We start from the raw sequence: 12227 nt of genomic DNA, 5'->3' as shown, positions 1-12227 counted from the left end.
AAATAGCAGACCAAGAAAACGATTGGGATTCAAAACACCAAATCAGGTATTCTATAACATCATTTAGCGTTGCACTTGGTGTGTTAATCTAGGATAGGAAATACAGCAAACGTTACTAATTTAAAATAAACAATCGAAATGATCAGAATTTTTTAGTTCTGATATTATCTACACCGTACATTCTTCAACTATCTCATTATGTACTTCAAGTGCTTTATAAAGAATTTTCAGGTCTGTTGTGACAGGCACATCAACATCTGATATCAGCCATAGCGACAATAATTTTTATAACAGAGTTGTATTTTTCTGCCATCAACATAAAGGCAGCGATCATAACTGAACCGCTGCAACAATCAATGATACAACCACTATCACAGTGACATACTGTCTGACTTTAAAATAATCATAGCTAATAATTTGTGCCTGATGAAGACCATAGTCAATCACTACCATAGCGATGAAACCAGCGACCAATAGCCAGATAAAACTAACGGTTGATAAGCTCAAAAACCCTAACCATAAGCTAAGCGCAATAATATTACTAAATATAGGCAATTTGACCGCCCAGCTATTGTCATCAGCCAAGCCAAGATGATTACCCCAATGCGCGCCTGCCATAAATGAGGCTATTACTAGGCCATAAACGGAAAGAACGCCCTCAGTCCTCCCCAAAATTCGTATGGCCTCAACACCTATAGTGATAAAAATGGCGCAAATAACGAACGGAATAGCACCCGCAAAGGTTAAATAAGGGCTTGGCTTTTTCATAGCGTCACATTTATCTCGTGTTTATAAGTTTGATTTAAGGTTCACTGGCCGTATTAACTCGTTTTATGACCCTGCCATTTCTTGATAAAATCACCATTGGGATCATGTTGCTGGGTTTGTTTTTTGAGATTAAACTGTCGACAGCCTCTTGGATCTGCACCCACTCCCGCAAGATACTGCCAGTTACCCCAATTACTACCAACATCATAATCGATAAGGTGTTGCTCAAAATAGCTAGCACCATAACGCCAGTCCAAACCCAGCTCATGAATAAAACAGCTGGCAACTATTTGCCTACCCCGATTCGACATGTAACCAGTACTTTTTAGCTGATGCATACAGGCATTGACGATAGGATACAGTGTTGTGCCGTTTTGCCATTGCTGTAGACGTGTTTGATCCAAACGTGTCGTTGGTGCATGTTGGGCAATCCCTTCGAACCAAAATAACTTTTGTTGATGGACAAGTGCGTACCAATAAAAATACTCGCGCCAGAGCAGCTCAAACCATATCCAATAAGTTGAGTCGTTAGCGATAACATCACGTTCATGATGGCGTAAACGATTCAGCAGCACCTTAACCGATAATGAGCCGTTAGCCAACCAAGCTGAGAATTTAGTGGAATGCGTCCAGTTATCCAGTGCATTACGGGTGGTTTTGTAAGTGCTGGGAGCATCGGAATTGAAGTAGTCATTTAAATGACTGATGGCGTTTGTTTCGCCGCCTTTAAAATTAGGCTCTGGCTGTATTTGCTCACTAAAATCTTGGTGGGTAAAAAAGTAGTTACTATTATTCGCTGTGCTATTTGTCATGCTGTCAGGCATAGGTGGCAGCGTTTTTGGCGTTTGGCAAGTAAACAGGTCGTTTTCGGCAGTTAGTAAATCGTGGTTGGCTTCTACTTTTTTGCGAAATTGAGTAAAGCTTTTGGGCAAATCATGCGTTGGTAAAGTAATAAATAAAGTGTTGACCGACTGACTATGCCAGTCTATAAACGGGTATGTCGCTTGTAAAGCATCATAAGCTTGGTTTTGGTTATAGTCTGCCGTTTGACTGACACAAATATCAGTGATGTGCTCTTGTTCGATCAGCTGGCATAGCTGCGCGAAGGCGTCTAATTCTAATGCTGATTCTGAACGTCCTTGTGATAAAGACTTTGGTGGTAAAGTTGCAGCTTGTAAGTCTTCTTCTGACTGACTTTCTGGTGCTACTTTTAAATTTGGTAGGCACAGCAATCTATTGCCAAGACGCTGTAATGATTCATCTAAATCAGCTAAGCTCTCAGATAAAAACTGCTGACGGGCAGCGCCCATTTCATCAAAAGCATAATACTTACTGTCCTGACTGCCCTTTTTGTCAGCAAGTCTGGCCGCGAAAGTTGATGCATAGACGAGTAGCAACCGTCCATCATCACTGGCTAGTGCTGCCGATTTGAGTAAAGTGGCATTGTCATCTACCCGCAAATCGTTGTGAAATAAAACCAACACGACTTTTTTATCCAACGCGGTATCCACTGGGTTAGGTTGTGAACTATCTAGTGCCTGATTTGACATAGGAGCAATTCCAAAATAATTAAACGCAATCGATGAATACTTAAGGTCAAACTATAGTATTTTAAAATATCATATACCGTATAGCAGGTGTTAAACATTCAACCACAGTATTCGTCATAGTTGTTATTATAGTCATGAGCATTTTTATTGTGGCCATGAATGTTGACTCTCGTTAAGCTGACTGGTTAAATGGTTTAAACCTAGGAGAATACTATGACTGAAGAAAATGATCCAAATAAAAAATATGATATCGTCAATAGATTTTTGACAAAGCTCACTAAAGAACAGCCACAAATGTATTATGCTACTACCTCTGAAGTCGCTCGCAGTATTCATACTATGATCAAAGAGCATACTAACCGCTTATCGGTAGAAGAACAGGCACTAGTCAGACGCATGACTATAGAGGAAATTCAGGGTATGTTAGGCTTTCACCTTAAGTAACAAGCTTAAGTGACGAGCTTAAGTAACAAGCTTCTGGATAGACAGCAAAATATAAGTACTTTTTCCATAAAAAAAGACCGCCCTATGGCAGTCTTTTTTTATGGAAAAAGTTTGAGTTAAGCCTATTTGAGTTGAGCCCACCGGAACAGCTGAAATATACGCTTAAAAAGGATAGTCACGCGGGGTATGCTGTACTGAAACCCAATGCAATGTCGTAAATTCTTCGAGTACCCATTCGCCATTAAAACGGCCAATACCTGAGTTTTTCTCGCCACCAAATGGGGCGTTACTTTCATCATTCACGGTAATGTCATTAATATGAGTCATGCCCGCTTTAATACCGCGAGCAAAACGCAAACCTTTTGCCATATCTGTCGTGAATACTGAGCTTGAGAGACCATACATAGTATCATTGGCGATTGTTAGGGCTTCATCTTCATCTTTAGCACGGATAATACCAACTAAAGGACCGAACACTTCATTACGTGCTAAGTCCATATCGCTGGTGACATCGATAAAAATATGCGGCGGTACCATTTGACCTTTAATCTCACCACTTAAAATCATTTTTGCGCCTTCATCCTCGGCTTTAGCGATTTTGTCTTTAAGTGATTTAAGCTGCTTGTCATTAATGATGGGACCGATAGCTGTGTCTTGGTGGTTAGGGTCGCCGACTTTTAAAGTTTTTACGTGGGCAAGGAAACCCTCTACAAAGTCATCGTAAATCTCATCTTCGACAATAATACGGTTAATCGCAATGCAGATTTGCCCTTGATGTAAGAATTTACCAAAAGCGGCAGCTTTTACTGCATTTTCGATATTGGCATCTTTTAGTACTACGAACGGATTGTTACCGCCCAATTCGAGTGCCAGCTTTTTAATGTAGTCGCTGCTATTGGCAAGCTCGCCGATATGTTTGCCAACAGCGGTTGAACCGGTGAAAGACACCAGTCTTGGTGCATCATGGGTAACCATGGCATCGCCTATCTCACTACCAGCGCCCACCACCACATTTAGCAGGCCTTTTGGCAAACCAGCTTCTTCAAATATTTTAGCCAGTAGCAAACCACCAGTAATCGGTGTGTCACTGGCAGGTTTTAGCACGACCGCATTACCGAGTGCTAAGGCGGGAGCGATAGAGCGCTGAGTTAAATGAAAAGGGAAGTTCCAGGGGCTAATAACGGCAATCACACCGATAGGTTCCCGATAGACAAAGTTCTCTTTACCTGGAATTTTGGAAGAACGAATCTCGCCGTGTACACGGTTTGGAAAGCCTGCTGACTCAAGGGTAATTGCTCGTGCACTACTAAATTCTACCATGGCTTTGATACGGGTACTGCCCGACTCTTTTACTAGCCAATCGATAATCTCATCTTGACGCTGATCTAAAACCTCAACCATTTTATACATAAGGCCGGCGCGTTCTGCTGGGGTTTTTTGTGCCCATTCAGCCTGCGCCGTTACTGCTGCTTTATAAGCCTCGTCCAGCTGGTCTTTAGTGGCTTGTTTGATCTCTACTATGGGATCACCGTTATAGGGATTAGTATTAGTATTGATGCTATCATCTTTACCGCTTTGCCACTCGCCGGCAATATATTGTAGGTGAAAATCGCTGTAGGCATCAGAGGTGCTGGCTTTGGCGTTAGTATTATCAGTAGTCATGATTGTCCTTATTTATGGTTATAGCAATTATATTATTGCTTATAGAATGTGATTTTATTACTGCTCCGCTGGGAAGCAAAAGACCCCTATTTAAAGTTATATTTTAGAGACGCTATTTATTAAACAATTAGCGTCTTAAAGATGATGAAATAAAAGAAGATATAAAAACGTAACTTGATAGACGACTGGTCTAATGCTACCATAGTGGCATAAGGAATAAGATTACTTTGTCATTATATATTGTTGAAAAAACGTAACACTCGTGAATTAGTGACGTTCTAAAAAATACTTAAAGACTAACATTTAAAAGACTGATAACCCTCTATTAACAACCCTAATTTAATAAAAAGCTAAGGAGGACATGACCTTTATGTCTGCTACCACCACATCCATTTCATCAGATACACTGCCTTTAGAAACGCCACCTTTAGATAATACGTCTTTAGATACAACCCCTTCAAATACTAAGAACCACCTGTTGGCAACCGGTTATTGCTTGATCGCAAAAAAAGGCTTTACCGCGGTCGGTATCAAGCAAATATTGGATCAAGCTGGTGTTCCTAAAGGCTCGTTCTATCATTACTTTGCCTCAAAAGAAGCCTTTGGCGAAGCCATTATCAATGACTACTTCGCCGAATATAAACAGCGGCTGGCGCTTATTGACACCCTAGACGTTACTGCCCAGCAAAAACTCTATAACTACTTTCAAAACTGGTACGACACCCAGCAAAATGGCAGTGGTCATGAAAAATGCTTGGTGGTCAAATTGAGTGCAGAAGTCGCAGACATGTCAGAGCCCATGCGTAAAGCAATTCATACCGGTTACCAACAAACCATTACTTGGCTCGCTGAGCAAATTAAAGCGGGCTGGAAAGATCACTCAATCCCTCATCCCGATAATATAGCGGCAGAAAGCATGGCGAAACGTTGGTATTTTGCCTGGCTTGGCGCCAGTTTAGTCTCTAAAATCAGTCAGACCAATACGCCGCTAGCAGAGGTCTGGCAGATGACTACAACCCAAATGGGCCGCTAAATGGGCCAATAACTAATAGTAGTTAATAATAAGGTCTGATTTTTCACCCTGCATCACTTTTTTTAGCAGCACTTCTTCAACCAAACCGCACTTTATATCGATGTTATTAACATCACACCTTGTTGTCTGCTGTATAAATATTTTGTAAGTACTACTAGACGACCGGTCTAATTAATGTACAATGCTGACAAATACAAAGAACAAGCGCAATTCATATTCAAGATTTAAAATTGATATTGTTTAATTTTAAACCCCCATTAGACTCCCAGGAGCACTATGAAAAACTTCCAGTATTACAACCCCGTACGTATCGTTTTTGGTGAAGATCAAATCAAACAACTGTCAAACCTAGTCCCTACTGAGGCTCGCGTACTAATTACCTACGGTGGTGGCTCTGCTCAGCGCACAGGTACTTTAGACGAAGTCAAAGCCGCATTAGCAGACAATGGCAGCCGTCAAGTATTTGAGTTTGGTGGTATTGAAGCCAATCCAGAATTCACCACCTTGCTAAAAGCCGCTGATAAGGTCAACGAACATGATATCGACTTCATATTAGCTGTCGGTGGTGGTTCAGTGATTGACGGCAGTAAGTTTGTAGCATTGGTCTCTTCACTTACCGAAGAAGACGGCACCACGGTATCACGTGAACAAGCATGGGATGCCCTAACCAGCGGTTGCAAAAAAATTGACTCGGCTATCGACTTCGGTACTGTGTTGACTATTCCAGCGACAGGTTCTGAGATGAACTCAGGCGGCGTTATCAATCATAGTGAACGTAAAGCAAAACTACCTTTTGGTAGTGCGCTGGTTTATCCTAAATTTTCAATTCTAGATCCTACTAAGACTTTGACCTTGCCAGAACGTCAAGTGACCAATGGTGTTGCTGATGCCTTCGTCCATGTGATGGAACAGTATCTGACTTATCCAGTCAATGCCAAGGTTCAAGACGGCTTCGCTGAGAGTTTATTAAAAATTCTAATTGAAGACGGCCCAGTAGTCAGAAAAGAGCCAGAAAATTTAGACATTCGTAAAAACCTCATGTGGACAGCAACCATGGCACTTAATGGCCTGATTGGTAGCGGTGTACCACAAGATTGGACGACTCATATGGTCGGCCATGAGCTGACGTCATTGCATAGCATTGACCATGCACGTACGCTCACTATCTTATTGCCTTCGGTCATGCGTGAGCTAAAAGAAAGCAAAAGAGACAAGCTACTTCAATATGCCCGTAATGTCTGGAACATCACTGATACCGATCAGAGCGATGACGCTATTATTGATATGGCAATTGACAATACTGAGAACTTCTTCCGCGAGCTTGGCCTACCGGTCAGTCTAGAAGATGCAGATTTAGATGAGTCAGCCATTGAGCCCATCATTAAGCAGCTTGAAGCACACAAGATGGTCAAATTAGGCGAGTATGGTACGAATGACCTAGACGTGTCACGCCGTATATTGCACCGGGCAATAAGCAACAAAGCCTCGTAACGGTGGTCAATACTAATAGTAGTGATAAATAACATCTAAAATTTCTAGCAAGTAATAGCAGCTGTTCATTAATGAATGGCTGTTATCTTTAAAGTTAATAAGTGAAACGATAACATTAGACTGACATAAGTAAAGTAGAACAACATAAGTAAAATGGCATAATTAGAACGACATAAGTAAACCAATATAATTACAACGATATAATTACAACGATGTAATTAAAACGATATAATTAAAATAAGGAGCTTTAACATGAGCTTTGACATTCAACAACAAAACCAACAACAGAATCGCCAAATTAAACTTGCCAGCCGCCCCCATGGCGCGCCAACCAGCGATAACTTTGAGCTGACCTCCAGTGACCTACCCACTGCAAATAACAACGAAATGCTACTACGCACCGTTTACCTATCACTCGATCCCTACATGCGCGGACGTATGAGCGATGCTAAAAGCTACGCTGACCCTTTAGAAGTTGGCGATGTGATGCTAGGCGGTACCGTCGCTCAGGTAGTTGAATCCAATCTTGATAAATTTGCCATCGGTGACCTAGTAGTTTCCAATTCAGGCTGGCAGGATTATAGTGTCAGTGATGGTGAAGGCGTACTAAAGCTTGATAAGAACATGGCGAACCCGTCTTATGGCTTGGGTGTCCTTGGTATGCCAGGCTTCACCGGTTATATGGGCTTGACTGATATTGGTAAACCCAAAAAGGGCGAAACCTTAGTGGTTGCCGCTGCAACAGGCCCGGTCGGTGCGACAGTCGGACAGGTTGGTAAGCATCTTGGGGTACGTACTGTCGGAGTGGCAGGTGGTGCTGAAAAATGTGCCTACGCGGTCGACGAATTAGGTTTTGATACTTGTATTGATCACACAGCCGACGACTTTGCACAGCAGCTTGAAGACGCCTGTCCTGATGGCATCGATATCTATTATGAAAACGTCGGTGGTAAAGTGTTTGACGCGGTAATGCCACTATTAAATGCCCACGCGCGCATCCCAGTATGTGGCTTAGTATCCCAATACAACGCGACTGAACTACCTGACGGTAAAGACCGCTTGAGTGTCCTAATGGGAAATGTTCTAAGTCGACGTCTGACCATCAAGGGTTTTATCATCTTTGAAGAGTATGGCGATCATTTCCCAGAATTCTTAAAAACTATGAGCAAATGGGTTGAATCTGGCGAAGTCAAAACCAAAGAACATCAGATCGATGGGTTGGCACAAGCGCCACAAGCCTTTTTTGATATGCTAGAAGGCAACAATTTTGGCAAAACCGTCATAAAAGTTGCTGATGTTAAATAGTAGATAGCCTTGATAAAGGCTGGCTGCAATAAGTACTGATAACTACTTTATCTGATACTTTAGCAAGCACCACTTGATAGATACTATTTTCAAATAAATAAGGATAATTATGAATATTTTAATGGTTTTAACATCACACGATCGTTTAGGTGATACTGGTAAAAAAACTGGTTTTTGGCTAGAAGAATTTGCCGCTCCTTACTATGCGTTTTTGGATGCTGGCGCAAATGTTACACTTGCCTCTCCTGCTGGCGGTCAACCACCACTTGATCCTGGTAGCGACACCCCAGATGCACAAACAAAAGATACCACACGTTTTAAAGAAGACTCTGATGCGCAAAAGCATCTTGCCGACACTAAGAAACTCGCTGATATGAAAGCTGAAGACTTTGATTCAGTGTTTTATCCTGGTGGTCACGGCCCATTATGGGATTTGGCAGTGGATAAAAACTCTATCAATCTGATCGAGACTTTCGTTAAACAAGACAAACCTGTAGCCTTCGTTTGCCATTCTCCAGCAGCCCTTAAAAACGTTAAAGTCGATGGCGAATACCTAGTAAAAGGTAAAAAAGTCACTGGCTTTACCAACTCAGAAGAAGAGGCAGTTGGCCTTACAGATGTGGTGCCTTTCTTAGTAGAAGATGCGCTTAAAGCCAATGGCGGTAATTACCAAAAAGCGGCTGATTGGGAATCGTTTGTGGTAGAAGATGGCTTGTTAATCACAGGGCAAAACCCAGCATCATCAGAAGAAGCGGCCAAACGCTTACTGACTAAGCTCAAAGGCTAATAGCTTAGAGATCCATACTACAGGCTAACTACTATGATTCGCTTACACCACCTTAATCAATCACGTTCGCTACGCATTTTATGGCTCTTAGAAGAATTAGGTGAGCCGTACGAAATTACTAGTCATCAGCGAGATGCTAACACTTATCTGGCACCAGCCAGCTTAAAAGCCGTTCATCCTCTTGGGAAGTCGCCGGTCATCGAAATGGATGGTCAGTTATACTCAGAATCGGGTGCAATCACTGAATTATTGATTGAACGCTTTGCGCCAGATCGCTTGCGACCTGCTCCTGATAGCACAGATTATGGTCATTATCTACAGTGGATTGACTTTGCTGAAAGCTCGCTAATGTTGCCATTGATGCTTGAATTGTTCACCAAAAAAGCAGGCATTCATGATAATGAGTTTTTGAATGGTTATATCGATAAAGAAAAGACCAGATTGTTCAAGTATTTGGATGCAGCGGTCGAGGGTAAGTCTTTCATTGTAGGCAATCAACTTAGCGGTGCTGACTTTATGCTGTCGTTTGACTTGATGATGCTGGCTAAGCGTAAAGAGTTGGCCAATTATCCTCATATCGAGCACTATGCATTGCAGTTGGCTAGCCTTGATAGTTATCAACGCGCTATGCGTTTGGAAGCTGATTATGATGAGACTAACCGTACTTAAACGCTGTTAGCAACGAGCGATAACTAAAGTTATGATAAAATAGCCCAAGCAAGCCTTGGGCTATTTTTTGGTTTTATCATACTGCTAATAGCATTAGAGTGTGCCAGCAATCAGCTTGTGCAGGAGCTGTAATATGTTCCTATCCTCTCCATTGCTACAGACTATCGTTCGCTCATGACTACCGAATATCGATTTAAACCCCATGAACAGCCGTTTATGTTGGGTCCACCTGCCACTCCCGACCATCCCGTACCCCGTAAAAAGCCACTCTTGACGTCATTATAAATATGACCTCTGAAGTGGCTTTTTTGTACAAATCACTAACTAGATTTTTATGCTTATGCTCATACTTATATTAGTGCTTAAACAAGCATCAGTGTCTGTAATCGTTTATGGCAGTAGGCGTTTGGTGTTCCAACTTACGGCACTGTCATTACTGTCATCACTGCCACTATCGTCACGGCTATAGACGATACGGTCATGCATACGATTGGCCCGACCTTGCCAAAATTCAATTTCATTAACCGTAATCTCATAGCCGCCCCAAAACTCTGGGGTTGGCACTGAAGTATTTTCTGGGTAATCAGCTTGCAGCTGGTCGAAAGTCTGCTCCATTGCCTCACGACTGGCAACTTTGCCACTTTGTGGTTGACTGACCCACGCGCCGACTTGGCTGTCATGCGGACGTTTTTGGAAGTAGGCGGATGATTTGTCCGCATCTATTTTAGCAATGCTACCACTGATACGAATTTGGCGCTCCAGCTCGTGCCAAAAGAACAACACTTCCGCATTAGGGTTTTCAGCGATATCTTGCGCTTTAGCACTTTCATAATTGGTATAAAATACCACGCCAGTTTCAGTAACTTCACGCATCAGTACAATACGCACACTGGGTTTATTATCAGCGCCGCAAGTGGCAAGACTCATCGCATAGGGCTCTTGTACTTGCTGCTCAGTCGCCTCCCCAATCCAGCCTTTCAATAGCTCAAACGGTGATGCGGGTACTAATTGTTGATCAAGGCTGCCTTTATCATAAGATAGACGCTGATCAGTAAAATCCATGCTCATAACTGTTCCTTATTATTCATACTTTTGTTGGTGGCTATGGTTAATTTTGATGGCAATCAGCCCAATACCGCTTTAATATGATTGGCCAAGCCGTTGGCAATCATATCACATTCTATCTCATCATCTGACTCAACCATAACACGAATCATGGGCTCGGTACCCGACTGTCGAATCAGCAAGCGGCCACGTCCTTCTAGGGTGATACTCGCTTTTTCAAAGGCGACAATCAACTCTTCATACGCATAAGGATCCTGCATCTGAGATAAGCGTATATTAACCAATTTTTGTGGCAACACGTCAAAGCCTTCAGTAAGGTAGCTGAGCGCTTTATTTTGCTCTTGCATGATTGCCAGCACTTGTAGGCCTGCAATAATAGCGTCCCCAGTTCGGCTCTTGTCTAAACACAGAATATGCCCGGACGGTTCACCACCTAGTATCCAACCCTTGGCTTCTAGCTCTTGCATCACGTAGCGATCACCGACTTTTGCACGAACGAAACCAATGCCTTTTGCCTGTAGTGCCAGCTCTAGACCCATGTTGCTCATTAACGTACCCGCCACGCCAGCGACTCGCGTTTGACCTTGCGTGGCGAGCACATATAAAATACCGTCACCATCGACTAGCTTACCAGCTTCATCCACTAGCACGATGCGATCACCATCACCATCAAGACCAATGCCAATATCAGCATCATGGTCTAAAACGGCCTGTTGCAGCCCTTCAGGATGAGTGGAGCCACAATCAGCATTAATGTTTAAACCATCCGGCGTATTATTAATAGCAATTACGGTAGCGCCAAGTTCACGCATTACCCTAGGTGCCACACTGTAGCCGGCACCATTAGCACAATCTACCACTATTTTTAGTTGGCTTAAATCATGTTGATAAGGGAAACTGCCTTTACAGAACTCAATATAGCGACCTTTAGCATCGCCAATCCGATAATTTTTACCCAACTCTGCCGGATCGAGGATCGGCATCGATAAATGATTGCCTTCACCGTCAGTTGCACTCATGACAACTTTTAATTTATCGTTAATTGCATTTTGCATCTCATCAGTAAGCTTTTTACCATCTGCTGCAAAGAATTTGATGCCATTATCATAATAGGGGTTGTGCGACGCTGAGATTACCACGCCAGCATCTGCATGAAAGCTACGAGTTAAATGAGCAATGGCAGGTGTTGGCAAAGGTCCTAACAAATGGACATCTACCCCTGCCGCATTAAAGCCTGCTTGCAACGCGCCTTCAATCACGTAGCCTGAAAGCCGAGTATCTTTACCGATGACCACACTGGGTTTACGCTCAGGATTATCGTTATTTGCTATTAGCACCTGTCCAGTCGCATAGCCTAATTTTAAAATGAAATCAGGCGTAATAGGCATTTTGCCAAACTTGCCGCGAATACCATCGGTGCCGAAGTAACTCATTATTAATAATCCCTATGTTA

11 protein-coding genes are annotated in these 12227 nt (G+C 42.6%); 6 read left to right on the top strand and 5 right to left on the bottom strand.

Going from position 1 to position 12227, the window contains the following annotated elements; translation table 11 throughout:
- Positions 1-330: 330 nt before the first annotated feature.
- Together RCH20_RS10990 and RCH20_RS10985 are read right to left on the bottom strand one after the other, a co-directional pair.
- Positions 331-768, bottom strand: coding sequence for a DUF3429 domain-containing protein (locus tag RCH20_RS10990; protein ID WP_209957044.1), 438 nt, complete (start codon positions 766-768; stop codon positions 331-333).
- 53 nt (positions 769-821) lie between these two features.
- Entirely contained in the window at positions 822-2318 is a 1497-nt protein-coding gene (locus RCH20_RS10985) for a DASH family cryptochrome (RefSeq protein WP_327193606.1), read from the bottom strand.
- Between the two features lie 213 nt (positions 2319-2531).
- Between RCH20_RS10985 and RCH20_RS10980 the strand changes: the two genes are divergently transcribed.
- A complete protein-coding gene (locus RCH20_RS10980; protein ID WP_209957041.1) occupies positions 2532-2762 on the top strand; it encodes a hypothetical protein in 231 nt (76 codons plus the stop codon).
- Positions 2763-2924: 162 nt separating this feature from the next.
- Here RCH20_RS10980 and RCH20_RS10975 read toward each other — a convergent pair whose 3' ends face one another.
- A complete protein-coding gene (locus tag RCH20_RS10975) occupies positions 2925-4424 on the bottom strand; it encodes an aldehyde dehydrogenase family protein (RefSeq protein WP_327193605.1) in 1500 nt (499 codons plus the stop codon).
- A 370-nt stretch (positions 4425-4794) separates the two neighbouring features.
- On the opposite strand from RCH20_RS10975, the gene RCH20_RS10970 reads away from it, so the two are divergent.
- The 5 genes from RCH20_RS10970 (at position 4795) to RCH20_RS10950 (ending at position 9709) form a co-directional block, all read left to right on the top strand.
- Positions 4795-5457 carry a TetR/AcrR family transcriptional regulator gene (locus RCH20_RS10970; RefSeq protein ID WP_327193604.1) on the top strand — a complete coding sequence of 221 codons (663 nt, stop codon included), beginning with the start codon at positions 4795-4797 and terminating at the stop codon, positions 5455-5457.
- A 276-nt stretch (positions 5458-5733) separates the two neighbouring features.
- Positions 5734-6948 carry an iron-containing alcohol dehydrogenase gene (locus RCH20_RS10965; RefSeq protein WP_327193603.1) on the top strand — a complete coding sequence of 405 codons (1215 nt, stop codon included), beginning with the start codon at positions 5734-5736 and terminating at the stop codon, positions 6946-6948.
- 252 nt (positions 6949-7200) lie between these two features.
- Positions 7201-8253, top strand: a complete 1053-nt coding sequence (locus tag RCH20_RS10960) for an NADP-dependent oxidoreductase (RefSeq protein ID WP_327193602.1) — start codon at positions 7201-7203, stop codon at positions 8251-8253.
- A 109-nt stretch (positions 8254-8362) separates the two neighbouring features.
- Positions 8363-9040 (top strand): type 1 glutamine amidotransferase domain-containing protein, encoded by a 678-nt coding sequence (locus RCH20_RS10955; RefSeq protein WP_327193601.1) that lies wholly within the window; start codon positions 8363-8365, stop codon positions 9038-9040.
- Between the two features lie 33 nt (positions 9041-9073).
- The gene (locus tag RCH20_RS10950) at positions 9074-9709 is read left to right on the top strand and encodes a glutathione S-transferase family protein (protein WP_327193600.1); all 636 of its coding nucleotides are present in this window, start codon (positions 9074-9076) and stop codon (positions 9707-9709) included.
- A gap of 390 nt (positions 9710-10099) precedes the next feature.
- Here RCH20_RS10950 and pdxH read toward each other — a convergent pair whose 3' ends face one another.
- Complete coding sequence (pdxH, locus tag RCH20_RS10945; RefSeq protein WP_209959072.1) at positions 10100-10771, bottom strand: pyridoxamine 5'-phosphate oxidase; 672 nt, start codon at positions 10769-10771, stop codon at positions 10100-10102.
- Positions 10772-10833: 62 nt separating this feature from the next.
- Complete coding sequence (gene glmM / locus RCH20_RS10940; protein ID WP_209957029.1) at positions 10834-12207, bottom strand: phosphoglucosamine mutase; 1374 nt, start codon at positions 12205-12207, stop codon at positions 10834-10836.
- Between the last annotated feature and the right edge of the window lie 20 nt (positions 12208-12227).

The sequence above is a fragment of the Psychrobacter sp. PL15 genome, assembly GCF_035984995.1.
GTDB lineage: Bacteria > Pseudomonadota > Gammaproteobacteria > Pseudomonadales > Moraxellaceae > Psychrobacter.
This window is presented reverse-complemented; position numbering and strand designations above follow the sequence as displayed.